Genomic DNA, 17956 nt, shown 5'->3' with positions numbered 1-17956 from the left:
GCGGCGTCACGGCGTGGCCCCCTTGCGCTCCGGGGTCACCGTCAGCCGTTCTGGGGGCTGGATCCGTTCAATCGTCTCCACCTCAAAGGCAATGCCCGCCTCGCGCAGGGACCGCGTGACCTGCTCGGCAGGAGCGGCTGGATCCGCCGAGGAGAGCCGCAGGATGATGCGGTAGGGCTGGGGAGCAGCCGATTGCGGCACGGGCTTGGGCTGCGACTGCAACGGTGCAGCAGGCTTCTCAGCGATCGGGGCAGACGTCGGCGCAGGAGCCTCCTGGCCAGTCTTGGCCGCAGACCCAGTCTTGGGCGGAGACGGCGGCTTGGGCCTGCTCGCACCATTCGCTGCCGGAGCCGATGCCGGGGCAGCTCCGGGGGAGTCAAAGCTGTCCGCAAGCTGGCGACCGAAGGGGGTACTGCTGCAGGCCTGCAGCAGTACCAGGGGCAGAAGCAACCAACCCAGGCGCCGCAGAGCCATCAAGTGTCTCCAGGTTTGATCACCCGCACGGCGCTGGCCCGCAGACGCCCCGTCTTCGTGGTGGCAGGGGGCTTCTTGGCTGCCGGTTTGGCGGCGGCTGCCTTGCGGCCGGTTGTGCTCTTGGTGGTGCTGCTCTTGGTGGAGCGCTTGCTCGTCTTCTTGCTGGAAGCCTTGGCCACCAGCAGCTCCATGGCCTCAGCCAGGGTGATGTCATCAGCTCCCTTGCCCTCCGGAAGGGACGCGTTGACCTTGCCCTGCTTCACATAGAGGCCATAGGGACCATCAAAGACCTGCACGGTCTCCTCCGAGCCCTCAGGCACCCCGAGATCCTTCAGAGCGGTGCGGCCACCGCGACCGCGTTTAGGCATGGCTAAGAGCTCCAGAGCACGGGAGAGGCCCACCATCAGCACGTCGTCCTCAGCCTTGAGGGAGCGATAGTCCTTCTCACCCTTGCTCTTATCCCAAACCACATAGGGCCCGAAGCGACCGAGACCTGCCTGGATCCGTCCGCCATCGGGATGCTCCCCGAGCAAACGGGGCAAGCGCAGCAGACCAAGCGCATCCTCGAGGGACAGCTCCTCCGGTTTCACCCCCTTCGGCAGGGAGGCCCGCTTCGGCTTGGGGTTCTCATCACTGACCTGACCGCGCTGAACGTAGGGGCCGTACTGCCCGAAGAGCAGATACACGAGATCACCAGTTTCCGGGTCCTCGCCAAGCGCTTCAGGTCCATCTGCCTTCTGCTTGAGGATCAGCTCAGCCCTCTCTGCATCCAGATCTGCAGGGGTGATTTCCTGAGGAAGCGTGGCCTTGATCAACTCCTCTTCACCGTCATCAGCGACCCGTTTGGCCTCGAGATACGCCCCGAAACGACCGATGCGCACCACGCATGGCAAGCCCTCCAGATCGATCGTGCGGGAGGCGCCAGCATCGATGTCTCCCTCGCGCTTCTGCACGAGAGATTCCAACCCCTCCTCCCCTTTGTAGAAGCCCTCCAGGTAGGGAAGCCACTGCACCTTGCCGGTCGAGATCTCATCCAGGGTGGATTCCATCCGGGCCGTGAAGCTGGTATCGACCAGGTCTGGGAAATGCTCCTCCAGCAGGGCGGTCACGGCAAAAGCGGTGAAGCTGGGGGTCAGAGAATTGTTTTGGAGCGAGGCGTAGCCACGATCCACGATCGTGCCGATGATGCTGGCGTAGGTGGAGGGGCGCCCGATGCCCTCCTTCTCAAGCATCTTCACCAAAGAGGCCTCGCTGTAGCGAGCTGGCGGCTGGGTCTGGTGACCGAGGGCCTCAACCTCCTTCGGCGTGGGGGAATCTCCGGTCTTCAGATCCGGAAGCAGCACCTCCTGCCCCTCGAGCGCGGCATCCGGGTCATCGCTTCCCTCCACATAGGCGCGGAAGAAACCAGCGAAATCGATCCGCTTGCCAATGGCTCTGAAACGGGCGTCCGCCACGGTCAGATCCACCGCCAGCATCGTCAGCCGGGCCTCAGCCATTTGACTGGCGACGGTGCGCTTCCAAATCAACTCGTAGAGGGCCAGATCCCTGCCATCGAGACCGGTTTCGGCAGGAGCACGAAAGCTCTCACCCGAGGGGCGAATGGCCTCATGGGCCTCCTGGGCATTGCGGGACTTGGTGCTGAACTGCCGCGGCGCCTTGCTCAGATAGTCCTTGCCGTAGCGACTCTCGACGCAGCTTCGCGCCGCGCTGATCGCCTGGTCGGAGAGATGCACCGAATCGGTGCGCATGTAGGTGATGAAACCGCGTTCGTAGAGGCCCTGAGCGCAGCGCATCGTCTCGCGAGCCGAAAGGCGCAGCTTGCGATTGGCTTCCTGCTGGAGGGTGCTGGTGGTGAAGGGCGGAACGGGCTTGCGCACGGTGGGCTTCTCTTCCACCGCCTCCACCAGCCAGGGGGAGGAGCGCACGGTCTCCACCAGGGTGCGGGCCTCCTGCTCGCTAAGCAGGCGCACGCTGCTGCCCTGCTTGAGGCCACCGGTGCTCTCGTCGAAGTCGTTGCCAGTGGCGATTCGCTGACCGGCGAGATGGGTGAGCTTGGCGTCAAACCCACCCCCTGCCTGCTCTAAGCGAGCCTTCAGATCCCAGTAGCTGCCACTGCGGAACGCCCGGCGGGCCCGCTCGCGCTGCACCAGCAGTCGCACCGCCACCGACTGCACGCGACCGGCGGACAGCCCCCAGGCCACCTTCTTCCAGAGCAGGGGGGAGAGGGTGTAACCGACGAGGCGATCGAGGATCCGACGGGTTTCTTGGGCATGCACCAGCTCCATATCGAGCTCTCGGGTCTCATCAAGGGCCCTGGAGATGGCCTCCTTGGTGATCTCGTGAAAGACCATCCGCTTGACGGGCACCTTCGGCGCGAGAAGTTGCAGCAGGTGCCAGCTGATGCTCTCCCCCTCCCGGTCTTCGTCCGTCGCCAGCAGGAGCTGATCCGCACCCTTCAGCGCATCTTTGAGCTCGCGCACCACCTTCTTCTTGTCCTTCGGCACCACGTAGAGGGGCTCGAAGTCGGCTTCGGTATTCACGCCGAGATTGGCCCATTTCTGCCCTTTTTGGGCCGCTGGAATCTCGCTGGCGTTGTTGGGGAGATCACGGACATGACCCATCGACGCTTCCACCCGGTAGCCCTTGGGGAGGAAACCACGGATGGTGCGGGCCTTCGTAGGGCTCTCGACAATGACCAGGGTGTTCGCCACAGGCGGCAAGTAACCGTCCCCTTCTTTATCGCACCGTGGCTCCGTCGGCAGCGAAACAGTCGAAATCCCGTGGTCCCGTTCGCCTCCCGGCAGCGCAGCTACAGTCGCCGCACAGGACGGATCCCACGCGCACCATGCCCGAGTTGGGTGCACTGCTTCTAACCACCCAGGCGATGGCCGCTCCGGGAGAGCTGCTCAATCTCGCTCTGAATGCCGGGGCCGTAGCCCCAGAAGGTGCTGTCTTACTGGCCATGCTGGCCACTCTCCTGGTGGATCTGGCCGGAGAACGCGTTGCTGTGCGCTGGGTTCCGCCGATCTGTTATCTCGGTCTCGGCGGCGCCCTTGTGCTGCTGGCGCTCCAGTGGAACGCCCCTCTGGAGCCCTCATTTTTGGGCGCATTCCTTTCGGACCGTCTGGCGATCGCCTTCCGTGCAGTTGTTGCCACCTCCACCCTGCTCTCGCTTCTGATCAGCTGGCGTTACGCCGAGAAGAGCGGCACTCCGGTGGGTGAATACGCCGCCATCCTTCTGGCCGCAACCCTGGGTGGAATGCTGCTCTGCGGAGCCACTGATTTGGTGAGTGTCTTCGTCTCCCTCGAGACCCTCTCCGTCGCCAGTTATCTGCTGTCGGGCTACATGAAGCGGGATGCCCGCAGCTCCGAGGCAGCTCTCAAGTACCTGCTAGTGGGATCCGCGGCCGCAGCCGTGTTCCTCTACGGCTCCTCTCTGCTCTACGGACTCAGCGGATCCACCAGCCTTGAGGTGATCGGCAATGCCCTGCTCACCAGCCCGACGCCCCTCGCAGCTCTGGCCCTGGTGTTTGTGCTCGCCACAGTGGCTTTCAAAATTGCAGCGGTACCCTTCCACCAGTGGACTCCTGATGTCTACGAGGGCTCACCAACTCCTGTGGTGGCCTTCCTGTCGGTGGGATCCAAAGCAGCCGGTTTCGCCTTGGCACTCAGGATCCTTGTGGGCTGCTTCGGCTCCTTTGACACCCAGTGGAAGCTGCTGTTCACGGTGCTGGCTCTCCTCAGCATGACCCTGGGCAACGTGGTCGCCCTGGCTCAAACATCGATGAAGCGAATGCTGGCCTACAGCTCGATCGGCCAGGCCGGCTTTGTGATGATCGGACTCGTCTGCGGCACCGAGGATGGTTTCGCAGCGATGGTGCTGTACATGGCGGCCTACCTGTTCATGAATCTGGGGGCGTTTGCCTGCATCATTCTTTTCTCAATCCGCACCGGCAGCGATCGGATCAGCGACTATGCCGGCCTCTATCAGAAAGACCCACTGATCACCTTGGGCCTGAGCCTCTGCCTTCTCTCCCTCGGGGGCATTCCACCGATGCTGGGCTTTTTCGGCAAGATCTACCTGTTTTTCGCCGGCTGGGCTGATCATCAATACCTGCTGGTTGTGGTGGGCTTGATTACCTCAGTGGTCTCGATTTACTACTACATCGGTGTCATCAAGATGATGGTGGTCAAGGAACCGCAGGAAGCTTCTGAAGCGGTCCGCGATTACCCACCCATCCAGTGGTCCACCCTTGGACTCCCTCCGCTCCGCTTCGCTCTGATCGCCTGTGTCCTGGTCACAGCAGTGGGTGGCATCCTCTCCAACCCTCTCTTCCAGTGGGCGAACAGTGCCGTAGCCGGCACTCCCCTGCTGCAACAGGCCATCGCCAGGGCAGGCCTTCACAGCATTGGCTGATCCAACAGCTCACCGGGAGGTCGCACGTCTCAGTGACGTCAGCAAGCTCTACGGCAGTGGAGAGGCAACGGTGCGAGCGCTCGACCACCTCGATCTCACCGTTCACCAGGGCGATTATCTGGCTGTGATGGGCGCGAGTGGATCCGGCAAAAGCACGGCGATGAACATCATTGGTTGCCTAGATCGACCCAGCAGCGGCAGCTACAGCCTGAACGGGGTCGCCGTGGAATCCCTCGATGACGATGCCCTGGCCGATCTGCGCAATCAGGAGCTGGGGTTCGTCTTTCAACAGTTCCATCTGTTGCCCCACGCCACAGCCCTCGACAATGTGATGCTTCCAATGATCTATGCGGGGGTTCCCGCAACGGAACGCCGCAGAAGGGCTGCTGAGGCCCTGGAGCGCGTTGGCCTCTCCGATCGCATGCAGAACCGTCCGAATCAACTCTCTGGCGGGCAACAGCAGCGCGTGGCTATCGCCCGGGCGATCATCAACCAACCAGCCCTGTTGCTGGCGGATGAACCCACAGGCGCCCTGGATTCACGCACCACGGACGATGTGCTCAATCTTTTTGATGATCTTCATCGCCAGGGAATCACCCTCGTGATGGTGACCCACGAGGACGAGGTGGCCGCCAGGGCTGAGACGGTGGCTCATTTCCGGGATGGCCGGGTGGAGCGCCTGGAACGGCAATCCAACTGAAGGTTGTTCAAGATCCTGATCCTGAGGCTGTCTAAGGTTCGGGAAGGATGATGCCTTCTGCATGCCAGACGCCGCAGCCTCCAGCACCAGGGTTCTGCTGGTCGACGATGAAACGCGGCTGACAGATCTGCTTCGACTTGAGCTCGAACTGGAGGGCTATTCGGTGCGGGTCGCCGGCGACGGGGCTAGCGGCTTGTTCAAGGCCCGGCAGGAGCCGACGCCGAATCTGATCGTTCTCGACTGGAATCTTCCCGATTTCTCTGGGGTCGACATCTGCCAGCGCATGCGCAGCAGTGGTGTCACGACGCCGATCCTGATGCTCACCGGCCACGACGACATCGCCGATCGCGTCAAGGCACTCGATGCTGGAGTCGATGACTACCTGGTCAAGCCCTTCTCAATCGAAGAGCTCATGGCTCGGTTGCGCGCGATGCAACGTCGCGCCGAATCCTTTTCCGCACCAACGGCCGGCGATCAGCCCCTGGTGCTGGAGGTCGCCGACCTACGCATGCATACCGGTACTCGCGATGTGAGCCGGGGCGAACGCTCCATTCAGCTCTCGGTGAAGGAATACGACCTGCTGCAATTTTTGATGCGCGGCCAAGGCCGTGTGCTCGAGCGGGCTGAGATCATGCGCGGCGTCTGGGGGGAGAACTTCTACGGCGACGACAACCTTCTCGACGTCTACATCCGTTATCTGCGCCAAAAGATCGAAGCGGATGATCGACCGAGCCTCATCCATACCGTGCGCGGCGTCGGTTTCATCCTGCGGGATGCCACCGAAACGCAATGATTCAGCTGCGTTTCCGCTCTAAGCCTTCCATCAGCTGAGCAATCAGCAAGGACACGGCATCGACCCCACCGGCCGTCAGCGGACGCAGATCAAGCTCGCCGGGATCGATCGCCACCCAGCCGCCCGCCTCCGGTCGGCGCAGCTCAAAATGCAAGTGAGGACCAGTACTCAGGCCCGTGCTTCCCACCCTGCCGATCACCTCCCCCTGGCGCACGGTCTGACCCGCCTTCACATAAATCTCTGAGAGATGGCCGTACAGGGTGCGCCGCAGCGGTTGACGGTGCTCCAATTCCACGGCGATGCCGTAACCACCTGCCAGTCCACTGCTGGTGACGGTTCCGGAGAGTGCCGCCACCACAGGGGTGCCCTCAGGAGCCGCCAGATCCTTACCGGCATGCATTAACCAATTGCCGATCACCGGGTGAAGACGCATGCCGAATTCACTGGTAGTGATCGCCGAGCCAATGATCGGGAACAACAGAGTCCGATCGCCGTTGCCGGGCAGCGGCAGAGGACGGGGCGACACGGCGAAAACCGATTCCAGTCGGAAACCGCCACCTCCACCGGCCAGCAACGCCGACACGGGCACCGTGATCGGTGGCAGTGGCTGACCATCCCCCCGAGCACGCCAAGCCACACGGGCATCCTCCGGGCGTCGCACGCGGCCGCGGAAAGCGACCCCAGCCGAACACTCCTGCTTGGAAAGGGCTCCGCTGCGGCAAGCCTGCTGCAGTGCCGGCACGTCAATCGGCTGGCCAATGGCCTCAGTCTCGAGCTGACGCCTCTCCAAAGGAGTAATGACCCGATTGCGCTCCAGACTCTCGAGGGAGCGATCAAATCGGAGTGGTTCCTGCACCTCCAACTGAGCCGGAGGCCGCAGCGGAGCCTGCACCGAAGGCCGGTCACCAGTGGTGTCAGGCGCCGCCGGCAGGGTCAGCAGCCAGGCAGCAGCAAGCCAGCGAGGGAGCACGCAGGAATCTCAGACGGCGAGACTCTAGAGATCGGCGGCCGGCTCAGCTGGCCATCGGGTCCAGCTGCTGGTCCGGGTTCCCTGACGCAGGCGCAAGGAACCATCAGCCGATAGCCCCTCCACCTCCCAGACCCCCGAACCACTGGGATCGCGGACCGTCCTGGTCCAGATCCGCTCCTCCACCCCCTGACACACCGCCTGGGGTGCAGCCGCCAACGCAATACTCCGATCGAGGGCCAGCAGCAACTCAGCCGTCCAGGCCTCGGGATCACAACGGCCGAGCGGCAACCATTGCCGCAGCGCCACCGCGCCATCCGGAACGGGATTGCAAACATTGAGCCCCACACCCACCCGGGCCAGGCGCAGCCTGCCTCCGCGGTGCACCATCCGTGGCAACACCCCCGCCAATTTGTCCTCGCCGATGAGTAGATCGTTGGGCCACTTGATCGCCACCGGCAAACCCTGACGCTCCAGACGTTCCGCCAGGGCCAGAGCGACGGCCAGTCCCAGGAGCCCCGGGGCCCCGTGATCAGCAGACCAGGGCAAGGCAGCACTGAGCCAGACCCCCCCCGCAGGCGACTGCCATCGACGCCCCCATTGCCCCTGACCATGGGTCTGCCGACGGGCGACCACGGCCCGTGGCACGCCACCCTGCCAGGGGGTCCGCGCCAGCCAACGACTCAATTCGATCTCGGTGCTCGCGCACACCGGCAGGACCCGCAGGCGCCAGGGGGTCAGACCGGCCTGGTGCCGGCGCCACGCCAGAGACGCCGACCCGCAGGGGCTCAGCACTGCTGACGCCACCAGGGCTCGAGTCGAGCCACAGCAGCTTCAAGCTCCTCCGCCGGCTGAACCAAGGCCAGCCGCAGCCAGCCGGCACCTGCGGAACCGAACCCCGATCCCGGAGTGAGCGCCAGGCCACCATGATCCAGGAGGGCTGCGGCTAGATCCTCATCACTCCAGCCACGCTCCTTGGCCCAGGGCGGCACCGGCAACCAGAGGTAAAGCGCCATCGAGGGAACCGGCGCCTGCCATCCAAGGCGCTGCAGGGCCGTCAGAGTGCGGTCCCGCCGTTCGCGGTAGACCGGCACAATCCGCCGCGGCCAATCCGGCACCTCGGTGAGGGCCGTGATCGCCCCCTGCTGGAGAGCGAGAGACTGGTTGAAGTCGACCACCCCCTTGAGCTGACGCAAGGCGGTGATCAGTGGCTCTGCCCCGACGGCGAACGCCAATCGAAAGCCCCCCAGGCACCATCCCTTCGACAGGGAGAAGAATTCAATGCCGCGCTCCCTCCAGCCTGCTGTTCGCAGCAGGGCTGGAGCCTCTCCGTCCAGGGCGAGATCGAGGTAGGGATTGTCATGGGCCAGCACCAGATCATGGCGGCGGGCACGGTCCATCGCCTCATCCAGCCAGATCTGCTCGCCGACCTGAGCGGTGGGGTTGTGGGGAAATCCCATCACCATCAGCCGAAGCTCATCCCAGATGGAAGGACTCAACTGATCCCAGCGAGGACGCCAGCCCTGGTCGGCCTCAAGGGCGAGCCGCTCGATCCGAGCATCGGCTAAAAGCAGTCCTCCCTGATGCGAGGGGTAGGAGGGATCGAGAATCAGACCGGCATCACCCGGGTTGAGCACGGCCAGGGGCAGATGGGCGGTGCCCTCCTGGGAACCCACCAACAGCAGCACCTCCCGATCGGGATCCACTTCAACCTCAAACCGCGACCAGCACCAAGCACGCACCGCCTCTCTCAGGGGACGTGTACCGGCATGAAGGCAATAGGTGGCACTGCCTGGACGCTGCAGAGCTGCGGCCATGGACGCAACCGCCTGAGGCGGAGGATCCAAATCGGTGGATCCGAGCGAAAGATCCACCAGGGGCAGCCTGCTGGCGGCAGCACTCTCGCGGTAGCGCTGCTTGCGCTGATCGTTGCGATCAAAGACGCCGCTGCCGAGGCGTTGAAGGCGTTTAGAGGTGAGCATCCAGGAAGGCCTGCAGCTGTGGCTTGGCGATGGCGCCCTCATGGCGTGCCAGCACCTCACCGTCCCGGAACAGGATCAGGGTGGGGATGCCCTGAACCTGATAGGCGTCCCGGGTTGCAGGATTGCCGTCCACTTCGAGCTTGCCCACCTGAAGCCGGCCGGAATAGGTCTCAGCCGCCCAGTCCATCAGGGGTGCCATCAGGCGACAGGGACCACACCAGGGAGCCCAGAAATCCACCAGCACAGTGGTGGGTGCCTGAAGCACCTCCTGGGCAAAGACGGCATCGGTGAAATCGGAGACGGCTTGAGCCACGGCGAAGGCACGAATAGCTCTGATCCTATGGGGACTCAGAGCTTGTCGATCGAGCGACGCAGCTCCTCGAGCTCTGCATCCACCTCTTCAACTTTCACCGGCTCCACATCAGCCGAAGCCGCTTCGGCTGATGGCAGAGCCACCGCCTCCGGACCTCCCTCCAGCCGCTGCCGCAAAGCCGCAAGCTCGTCGTCAACATCGTTTCCGCCCTCCAAGGCGGCGAACTGACTCTCGAGATCGGCCCCGGCGAGCTCGGCAGCGGCCTGGCTGCTGGCCTCCATCGCCTGCACCTTGTCCTCCATGCGCTCGAAGGCAGCCATGGCGGAATTGCTGCCGAGATTGCCCACGGCACTTTGGAGCTGCTGCTGGGCCTGGGCCGCCTGGGCTCGAGCCTTGAGCATGTCCTTTTTAGTGCGCGCCTCGGCGATCTTGCCCTCGAGTGCCACCAGGCTCTTCTTGAGGGTCTCCACCTGGGCATCCTGGCCTTGCAGCTGGCCAGAGAGGGACGTCGCAGTCTCTTGATAGGTCTTGCGTCGAGCGAGGGCCTCCCGGGCCAGACCGTCCTCGCCCTTCTTGAGGGCCAGCTCGGCACGCTCGTACCAAGTCACGGCCTGAGACTCAGCCTGTTCTGCTTGGTTGCGAAGTCGTTTTTGACTCGCAATCGCCATCGCCACCGCCTGGCGCAACTTGACCAGGTCGGCCTGCATGTCGGCCACAGACTGATCGAGGATCTTCACCGGATCCTCCGCCTTGCTCACCAAATCGTTGAGGTTGGCGCGCAGCAGACGACTGAGCCGATCAAATAAACCCATGGTTGGGACGAGCAGCGAGTGAGGCGGCCCCCGGAGGCTAGCGAGAGGAGGCGAGGGAGCTGACTAGCATGCCCCCATGGCAAGGGCACCCCAATCCCAGCGCCGCCGTTTCGGCCGCGGCGAACTGCTCCAGCCGCCTGCACCAGCACCGGCCCAAGCCCTCGCCAGCTGCCTGGAGGACTTGCAGCGGCACTGGCGGATGGAGGGATCCCTGGCTGCTATCTGGGAAGACTGGCCCCGGTTGGCAGGTTCCCAGTTGGCTCCGCATTGCAGGCCGCTCTCCCTACACAACGGTCTGCTGACGATCGGTGCCAGCCAACCCCAATGGCGACAGGCCCTCCAATACAGCCGGCCCCAGCTCATGGCCGCCTTGCGTAGTGCCGGGCACAGCATCAAGGACCTGCGCATCCAGCAGCACCATCCGGCCCAAAGAGCCGAATTGGAAAGCGAGGACGCTATCTGGCAACGCCATCCCAGCCGCATCGATGTGCATGGACTGGCCCGCTGCCCCCGCTGCCAGAGCCCTGCTCCGGCGGGGGAGATGGCCCTGTGGGGGCATTGCGGCTTCTGTCGACGTCTGGAACTGGCCGCTCCAGAGATCGCGTCAACCGATCAGTAGCGCTCCGGCCTGGGGCGACGCCAGTCAGGGGCGTTGCCGTCGGCCGCGAGGCGACGGGCCCGCTGCTCCAGACGGCGCCGATCGACCCGCCAGAGCTGGAAGATTCCATAGCGTCCCAAAAGCTGTGGCTCCAGGCCCCTCCAGTGCTCCCGCTCTGTGGTGCCCTGATCGATCAGCACCAACACGGTGGCGGGGGGGTGATCCGTCGGGCGCTCGACCGGCGTGCCGCTCCAGCCTCGCCGCTGCTCGAATCGCAACCGGTCCGCCAGGTTCACCAGGGCACCTTTGGATCGCCCCTCATAGACGACCACCTGACCGGTGTAGAAGTGCAGGGACGGTTTCATGGCTCCCACCATCGCCAACGGCTCCTGGGGCTGCTGACGCTGCTGCCTGAGCATCTCCGCCGCGGCCTCGCGAACGGGAAGCTGCCGCACCCGGTCTCCGAGGAAGATCATCGGCAACAGGGCCACCAGCTGAAACACCACAAGGGGCCCCTGCATCGCCAGCAATCCCTCAGGAACAGGCCTGCAGCGGGCCAACCAAAGCCCGAGAAGGGCAGCGACGCTGAAACAGACCGCTGCCCGTAACACGAGACCGCTGGCCAGCAACTCTGCAGGCAGGGTGGGCATCTCCGGATCCTGGATCAGCGGAACCCAGAGGGGCGATGCCCAGAGACCCGCCGCCAACACCAGGGTGAGTCCGACAGCAGCGATCCAGGCCCACCACTGGGCGGACCGGGAGCGCGTGGGGGCCGCCCGCAGAGAGAGAACGATCAGCAAGGCAGCTGCGGGGGTCGCTGGCAACCAGTAGCTGGGCAGCTTGGTGGCGGCCGACGTAAACAACAGCAGCACCGACAGCAGCCAGCAGGCAGCGAAAGCCTGGAGCGTCTGGTCGGGGCGGGCGTCAGAACGACGCAGAACCTGGCGGGGTATGACCTGCCATAGCCCGAGCAGCAGAAGCGGTGTGAAGGGGAGGGCGGCAATCAACATCACCGGACCAAAAAACCACCACGGCTGGAGGTGGTCATTCACCACGGAGGTGAAACGCTGGAGATTGTGATAGCCGAAAAAACTGTCCCAAAAGGGCTGCCCCTCCACCACCAGTTCCGCGACGTACCAAGGCACGCTGATCAGGGCGGTGATCAAGAGACCGGGGAGGGGGCGCAGCTGTCTCCAGAGTGAGGGGAGATCGCGACGCAACAACGCAAACAGTCCCAGGGTGAGTCCGGTCAGCACCACGGCAACCGGGCCTTTGGTCAGAACCGCGAAGCCCAGCCCCACCCAGGCAAGCCACCAGCGACGACCGCCAGTGACATGACAGCGCCACTGACAAAGCAGGCTGACAGCGAGGGTGCCGCTGAGCAGGGCATCACTGACGGCCGTGCGGCTCCAGAGGAGCACCAGGGGTGAGAGCACGAAGGCCAAAGCAACCGCAACAGCTGTACGACGCGGCTGACCATCCCCAGCCTGTGGATGCCTCATCACCGTATCGGCGAGCATGAGCATGGCCGCGATGGTCGCCAGTGCCGAAGGCAAGCGCGCGGCCCAGGTACCGAGAGAGTCCCACTGAGCCTGCCCTGGAAGGGCATAACCAAGACCCATCAGCCAGTACACAAGAGGAGGCTTGTCAAAGCGCGGCAAGCCATTCACCCGGGGCGTCAGCCAGTCGCCGGTGCGGGCCATGGCCCGCCCAGAGGCGGCGAATAAAGGCGGCGTTTCATCCACAAGGCCAGTGCCACCAAGCTGCCAGACGCAGAGGAGCAGCCCGAGGGCCAGAACCAGCAGCAGGCCGCGACGGCGTTGACGAGGCGAGAGCCGCGGCGTGGGGGTTGGCGACACTGCCGAGGGGGTCATGGGCATCGAGAGATGCTGCCATCCCCTGCCGCAAGGGTGAGATCCAGCCATTGCTCCACCCGCTCGGCGAACACGGCCTGACTGGCATGGGCCTCAACCCAGCGTCGGCAAGCCTGGCGATCGATTGCATCGACCTTTCGAGTCGCGGCCAACAACGCGTCGCGATCGTCGGGAGACACCAACCAGCCCGTCACTCCGTTCTGCAGCAGTTCTCCTGGCCCCCCGCGGTCATAGGCAACAACTGGCACTCCGCAGGCGAGTGCCTCAACCACCACGTTGCCGTAGGCCTCATTCCATTTGGGCGTGTTGATCAGGGCCCGGCAACGCCCCAGCTCCTTCTGGAGTTCTGCCGTCGGCAGGAAACCACGCCAAACAATCGTGCCGGGCGGCACAGCACGTTCCACCCGGGCGGCATAGGCGGGATCTTCGACCACACCCCACACCTGCAGTGGCTCCTGCAGGACAGCGGCCACGGCAGCAGCATCCTCCAGTCCTTTTTCAGGCGCGACCCGCCCTGCCCAGCCCAAGGCCCCCCCGGCTTCGAGCTGGAACTGATAGCGGCTGAGATCAAAGCCATTGCCGACCACCTGCGCCGCTGCCGGCAAGCTGAAATCGGCCGCCTGGCGATGGGTGTGGAAGGCAAGCCGTCGTTGATCCCAGCGGGCCAGGTCTGCGACCAACTGGTCCATGACCCGGGCCACGGACCCCATGCTGATCAGATGAAAAATCCTTGGCTGAACTCGGGGAGTGAGCCACAACGGCAACCAGTCGTAGCTGAAATTGAGCACGGCATCGGCCTCCTCCCCGAGCGCGAGGGCCCTCTCCCAGAGACGGGGCAGCACGGCATCGGGGGGAATCAGCACGGGGCCGTCGGCATCAGCGTGCTGCCAGCTGGGCTGGTCTCCGCCGGCAACGGTATGCAGAGCCACGCCATCACAACCCGCTGGGAGAGACGAACCCTCTGGTGCGACAAGCGTGAGGCGATGGCCACGCGCCTGCAGGCCCTGGGTCAAGGAGGCCAGGGTGAGCTCCACGCCTCCGCCCCGCCCACTGCCGAGATAACCGATCGGGGTGCTGACGAGCACGAGATCGCGAGGAGCGCTGGCCATCAGCCGGACTCTCCGGTTGAAACGAGGGGCGCGGGGCCAAGAGGCTCCCAAAGACGACGGCGCTGACTGACCAACACAACGGAGAGCAGCACGAGCATCACACCCACCCACTGAAGCGGTTCGAGCCGCTCCTGGAGCCAGAGTCCACCGGAGATGAGAGCAAACACGGGGGTGAGGAAGCCGAGGGTGGTGAAACCGGTGAGCTCTCGGCGAGTGGCGAACCAGAAAAAGAGCCCGTAGGCCAGGGCACTACCGAGAAGACTTGCGTAGGCCATCAGCCCCCACTGGGGAAGAGTCCAAGGCGGCAGGAAGGGGCGGCGGGCATCGGCAGCGTGAAAGAGCAGCAGAGGGATCCCCCCAAGAATCATGTGCCAACCGGTCACGGTGACGGGGTGACTGTCGCGGCAAGCGAAACGACTCAGAACGGTGCCCAGGGCCATGGCCACGGCCGCCGCCAGCATCCAAAGCGCCCCACCATCCAGCAGTCCGGAGGCGGGAACCGAGGCACCGAGCAACCACCAATGGTGGAGAAGGTCAGCCGGGACACCCAAACAGAGGATGCCAGCAAGACCCAGCAGCAATCCGATCCAGCCGACGGGATTGATCGCCTCGGCAAAGAGAGCCCTGGCCAGAAGGGCAACCATCAGAGGCTGGGAATCGATCAGCACGGAGCCGAGACCGGCACCGGTGCCTGCGAGTCCACGGGCCAGGCAGAACTGAAAGACGGTGGCATCCACCAGTGTGAAAAGCAGAAACCAGCCCAGATCGGCGGGCGCCACCCGAGGGGAGGCCCCGAGGAAGGGGAGACTCAGCAACAGGGCGACCCCAGCCGGCAGCAAACGCAGCGCCGCCACCAACAATGGCCCTCCTGAATCGAGGAGGGGCGCCATCGCGGCCATCGCCGTGCCCCAAAGAGCAAAGGGCAAGACCAGCAGAAGCCCGAGGCGGAGGGAAACCATGGGGCCATCCAGCAGGCTCCTTTTTAAGATCCGAACGACAACGGATGACGCATATGGTCTGGCCTTGGCGCCGCAAATCCCGCCGACGGATGGCGCGGATTGCCATCGAGGGCCCCATTGCGGCCACCACGCGACGGCGCGTGCTGAAGGCTCTTCGCGAGGTGGAGAAGAGAGAATTCCCCGCCCTGCTGCTGCGGATCGACAGCCCTGGAGGCACGGTGGGCGACAGCCAGGAGATCCATGCGGCGCTGCTGCGTCTGCGGGAGAAGGGCTGCCGTGTGGTGGCCAGCTTCGGCAACATCTCCGCCTCCGGTGGGGTCTATGTCGGAGTGGCCGCGGAAACGATCGTGAGCAATCCAGGCACGATCACCGGCTCCATCGGCGTGATTCTTCGAGGCAACAATCTCTCCAAGCTCCTGGAACGGATCGGAATCCGCTTCGAGACGGTCAAAAGTGGTGCCTTCAAAGACATCCTGTCCCCTGATCGCGCGCTCAGCAGCGAGGAACGACAGCTGCTGCAGGAGCTGATTGACAGCAGCTACGACCAGTTTGTGGAGGCCGTGGCACAGGGTCGAAATCTCGAGCCTTCAGTGGTGCGCGGCTTCGCTGATGGACGGGTGTTCAGCGGCGCCCAAGCGAAGGCACTCGGTCTGGTGGATGTCTTGGGTGATGAGGAGGCGGCCCGAACCATCGCAGCGGAACTGGCCGACCTGGATGAGGACTGTCGACCGGTGACCCTCGGCAAACCGCGCAAGCAACTGATGGGGCTGCTCCCAGGATCCGAATGGCTCAGCCGCCTGGGGTCGGCGCTGGAAAGCGAACTTCTGCTCTGCGGCCAGGCCCTCTGGCTGTATCGCCCATGAGCGAATCACTGCGATTGCAAGGGCTGCGTGGAGCGACCACCTGTCCGGCCAACACCGTTGACGCCATCGAGGCCTCGGTGCAGGAGTTGGTGACGGCGATGGTGGAACGCAACCGGCTCTCCCCTGAACGGATCGTGTCGGTCACCTTCTCGGTGACCGCCGATCTCGACGCCTGTTTTCCCGCAGCCATCGCCCGGCGCCATGCCGGCTGGGACAGCGTTGCTCTGCTCGACTGCCAGCAGATGGCGGTTCAGGGGGATCTAGCCCGCTGCATCCGTCTACTGGCTCACGTGTGGCTACCAGCCGATCAGACGCCTTGTCATGCCTATCTCGGCGAGGCCAGTCGGCTGCGACCAGACCGATCCGGTCACAACTGACAGCTCCAGGGCCGGCCCAGGGATCGTCGTTCCCGCGTTCAGGCTCAGGACAATCGATTTCATGACCTCCGCCGATGGCCGTCGCCATCCGCTTCCCGATGCACAACCGATTCATGACTCCCCTTCGACAGGCCCTTGGGGGCTTCGGCCTCGCCAGCGGTGTTGCAGCCGCAGGGCTTCTCGGGGGGGCTTCGCTCCTGGACGCCACTGCTCCACGCCAGGTTCAAGCTCAAGGAACGCCGGCCCTGCTGGAATTTCGCTGGGAGAACAGCCGCGACTACAGGAAGCTCTATTACTTCCAGAGCTCCACGATGCAGCTGGAGAAGGCGGAGTATTTCCTGATGCTCCGTCCGAAGGACCGCAAGACCGCGATCCTCAAGCTCAGCATCACGGTGCCCGATTACTTCAACTCAAAAATCACACCTGACAACCTGGCTCTCTGCCGCATGGAGCTTGGCGGCATGCTGTCGCGAAGCCGTTGCAAGGAGAAGCTGCCAGCGGTATTCGAGGTGAATGAGAAGCAGACGGCGATCGAGGTGTTCCCTGACACCCCCATCCCGACTGGCGGAACCTATGCGGTAGTGATGAACATCTTCAATCCCAATCGCGGTGGCATGTTCCAGTTCAATGCTCTCGCCCAGGCTCCCGGGGACGTTCCCGTGGCTGGCTATCTGGGCAGCTGGCTGATCGACATCGAATGAGCCGGGCATCCCGGCTGATAAATTATCGAATTGACGACAGGCCGGGCGCCGAAAATCCATGACCAAGAGAACACTCGGTGGCACCAGCCGTAAGCGCAAGCGCGTCTCCGGCTTCCGTGTTCGCATGCGTACCCACACCGGCCGCCGCGTGATCCGCAGCCGCCGCAAGCGTGGTCGGGCGCGGGTCTCGGTCTGAGCAACCGCTGAGCGATGGTTCTGCCGGCACCCATGCGCCTGCGGGGCCACCGCTGCTTCAACCGTCTGCACCGACGCGGTCGACGTCTTGATGGCGAGCACATGGTGCTCCGCGTGGTGCAAGCCGAACCCAGATTGCTGAATCCAGTGCTCCAACGCTGGGAACGGCAGGCACCTGAGTCGTGTCGCTGCCGCTGCGGCGTCGTGATCAGCAACAAGGTCAGCAAGCGCTCCGTGGTGCGGAACAAGCTGAGACGCCGCCTCCACGAGCACCTGCGCCGACGGCTTGAACAGGCTGCTGAGCAGGGTGACCAATGGCTGCTGATCAGTCTGCGGCCGGGAGTCCAGCTCCTCGAAGCCCCGCTGCTGGAAGAATGCGACAGATTGCTCAAGAACGCCGGCCTGCTGCCATGACCGCCTCCCTGTCCGAAGAGACCTTCTACGAGGGTGGTCCCGCCCGGGGAGATCTCCTCATCAATCTCCTGTTCGGCCTCACCCTGATCGGCCTGCCCTTTGCCGTTGGGGCCGTGGTGCGGGCCCTCTGGCTGCGCTTCACGATCACCAGTCGCCGAATCTCCGTCAGCGGTGGCTGGATGGGCCGCGACCGCAGTCAGGTGGTCTACAGCCAGATTCGGGAGGTGCGCAGCGTGCCCCGCGGATTTGGAGCCTGGGGCGACATGGTGCTGGTGCTCAACGATGGCTCCCGCCTCGAGATGCGTTCCGTTCCTCGGTTCCGCGAGGCAGAGGCCTATGTACTGCAGCGCATCCAAACGCGCAGCACCGCTGACAAGAGCGAGGATGCCAAGGGCTTCGCTGCCTGAG

The 17956-nt window shown here is 64.2% G+C and carries 20 protein-coding genes; 10 read left to right on the top strand and 10 right to left on the bottom strand.

The window, feature by feature from the left end; all coding sequences use genetic code 11:
• Positions 1-6: 6 nt before the first annotated feature.
• Entirely contained in the window at positions 7-474 is a 468-nt protein-coding gene (locus CWE16_RS07565; RefSeq protein WP_131594368.1) for a hypothetical protein, read from the bottom strand.
• Positions 474-3185, bottom strand: a complete 2712-nt coding sequence (gene topA, locus CWE16_RS07560) for a type I DNA topoisomerase (protein WP_131594366.1) — start codon at positions 3183-3185, stop codon at positions 474-476. The genes CWE16_RS07565 and topA overlap by 1 nt, the downstream gene beginning before the upstream one ends.
• Positions 3186-3319: 134 nt before the next feature.
• On the opposite strand from topA, the gene CWE16_RS07555 reads away from it, so the two are divergent.
• The 3 genes from CWE16_RS07555 to CWE16_RS07545 all read left to right on the top strand — a co-directional run bounded on the left by CWE16_RS07555 (position 3320) and on the right by CWE16_RS07545 (position 6384).
• Positions 3320-4891 (top strand): NAD(P)H-quinone oxidoreductase subunit N, encoded by a 1572-nt coding sequence (locus CWE16_RS07555; protein WP_131594364.1) that lies wholly within the window; start codon positions 3320-3322, stop codon positions 4889-4891.
• Complete coding sequence (locus CWE16_RS07550) at positions 4884-5591, top strand: ABC transporter ATP-binding protein (protein WP_131454631.1); 708 nt, start codon at positions 4884-4886, stop codon at positions 5589-5591. The genes CWE16_RS07555 and CWE16_RS07550 overlap by 8 nt, the downstream gene beginning before the upstream one ends.
• A gap of 61 nt (positions 5592-5652) precedes the next feature.
• Positions 5653-6384: a response regulator transcription factor gene (locus CWE16_RS07545; protein ID WP_131594362.1), complete on the top strand. Its 732-nt coding sequence runs from the start codon at positions 5653-5655 to the stop codon at positions 6382-6384.
• Between the two features lies 1 nt (position 6385).
• Here the strand turns inward: CWE16_RS07545 and CWE16_RS07540 are convergent, their stop codons facing one another.
• From CWE16_RS07540 to CWE16_RS07520, 5 genes are read right to left on the bottom strand one after another with little or no spacing between them, the layout of a single operon-like run.
• Complete coding sequence (locus CWE16_RS07540; RefSeq protein WP_131594360.1) at positions 6386-7354, bottom strand: M23 family metallopeptidase; 969 nt, start codon at positions 7352-7354, stop codon at positions 6386-6388.
• Positions 7355-7378: 24 nt separating this feature from the next.
• Complete coding sequence (locus CWE16_RS07535; protein ID WP_236629637.1) at positions 7379-8158, bottom strand: biotin--[acetyl-CoA-carboxylase] ligase; 780 nt, start codon at positions 8156-8158, stop codon at positions 7379-7381.
• A complete protein-coding gene (locus CWE16_RS07530) occupies positions 8140-9333 on the bottom strand; it encodes an aminotransferase class I/II-fold pyridoxal phosphate-dependent enzyme (RefSeq protein ID WP_131594358.1) in 1194 nt (397 codons plus the stop codon). Before CWE16_RS07530 ends, CWE16_RS07535 begins: the two co-directional genes overlap by 19 nt.
• Positions 9320-9646, bottom strand: a complete 327-nt coding sequence (gene trxA / locus CWE16_RS07525) for a thioredoxin (protein ID WP_131594356.1) — start codon at positions 9644-9646, stop codon at positions 9320-9322. Before trxA ends, CWE16_RS07530 begins: the two co-directional genes overlap by 14 nt.
• 35 nt (positions 9647-9681) lie before the next feature.
• Positions 9682-10458, bottom strand: coding sequence for a PspA/IM30 family protein (locus CWE16_RS07520; RefSeq protein ID WP_131594354.1), 777 nt, complete (start codon positions 10456-10458; stop codon positions 9682-9684).
• Between the two features lie 76 nt (positions 10459-10534).
• On the opposite strand from CWE16_RS07520, the gene CWE16_RS07515 reads away from it, so the two are divergent.
• Complete coding sequence (locus CWE16_RS07515) at positions 10535-11077, top strand: DUF721 domain-containing protein (protein WP_131594352.1); 543 nt, start codon at positions 10535-10537, stop codon at positions 11075-11077.
• Here the strand turns inward: CWE16_RS07515 and CWE16_RS07510 are convergent.
• The 3 genes from CWE16_RS07510 to CWE16_RS07500 are packed head-to-tail and all read right to left on the bottom strand — an operon-like array spanning position 11071 to position 14998.
• On the bottom strand, positions 11071-12936 hold the full coding sequence (locus CWE16_RS07510) for an ArnT family glycosyltransferase (protein WP_443081611.1): 1866 nt from the start codon (positions 12934-12936) through the stop codon (positions 11071-11073). The two genes, CWE16_RS07515 and CWE16_RS07510, sit on opposite strands and share 7 nt — an antisense overlap.
• Positions 12927-14039 (bottom strand): glycosyltransferase family 4 protein, encoded by a 1113-nt coding sequence (locus CWE16_RS07505; protein WP_131594348.1) that lies wholly within the window; start codon positions 14037-14039, stop codon positions 12927-12929. Before CWE16_RS07505 ends, CWE16_RS07510 begins: the two co-directional genes overlap by 10 nt.
• Positions 14039-14998 (bottom strand): DMT family transporter, encoded by a 960-nt coding sequence (locus CWE16_RS07500; RefSeq protein ID WP_131594346.1) that lies wholly within the window; start codon positions 14996-14998, stop codon positions 14039-14041. The genes CWE16_RS07505 and CWE16_RS07500 overlap by 1 nt, the downstream gene beginning before the upstream one ends.
• A gap of 53 nt (positions 14999-15051) precedes the next feature.
• Between CWE16_RS07500 and sppA the strand changes: the two genes are divergently transcribed.
• The 6 genes from sppA (at position 15052) to CWE16_RS07470 (ending at position 17955) form a co-directional block, all read left to right on the top strand.
• Positions 15052-15861: a signal peptide peptidase SppA gene (sppA, locus tag CWE16_RS07495; RefSeq protein WP_131594859.1), complete on the top strand. Its 810-nt coding sequence runs from the start codon at positions 15052-15054 to the stop codon at positions 15859-15861.
• Entirely contained in the window at positions 15858-16238 is a 381-nt protein-coding gene (gene aroH / locus CWE16_RS07490) for a chorismate mutase (protein ID WP_131594344.1), read from the top strand. Before sppA ends, aroH begins: the two co-directional genes overlap by 4 nt.
• Positions 16239-16351: 113 nt before the next feature.
• On the top strand, positions 16352-16939 hold the full coding sequence (locus CWE16_RS07485; protein ID WP_131594857.1) for a DUF2808 domain-containing protein: 588 nt from the start codon (positions 16352-16354) through the stop codon (positions 16937-16939).
• A gap of 58 nt (positions 16940-16997) precedes the next feature.
• Positions 16998-17135 carry a 50S ribosomal protein L34 gene (rpmH, locus tag CWE16_RS07480; RefSeq protein ID WP_131454642.1) on the top strand — a complete coding sequence of 46 codons (138 nt, stop codon included), beginning with the start codon at positions 16998-17000 and terminating at the stop codon, positions 17133-17135.
• 14 nt (positions 17136-17149) lie between these two features.
• Positions 17150-17548 (top strand): ribonuclease P protein component, encoded by a 399-nt coding sequence (locus CWE16_RS07475; RefSeq protein WP_131594342.1) that lies wholly within the window; start codon positions 17150-17152, stop codon positions 17546-17548.
• Complete coding sequence (locus tag CWE16_RS07470) at positions 17545-17955, top strand: PH domain-containing protein (RefSeq protein WP_131454644.1); 411 nt, start codon at positions 17545-17547, stop codon at positions 17953-17955. The genes CWE16_RS07475 and CWE16_RS07470 overlap by 4 nt, the downstream gene beginning before the upstream one ends.
• Position 17956: the final 1 nt, after the last annotated feature.

The organism is Synechococcus sp. BS55D, from assembly GCF_004332415.1.
Lineage (GTDB): Bacteria > Cyanobacteriota > Cyanobacteriia > PCC-6307 > Cyanobiaceae > Synechococcus_C.
The sequence above is the reverse complement of the archived record's forward strand: the minus strand, read 5'-3'. Positions and strand labels throughout refer to the sequence as shown.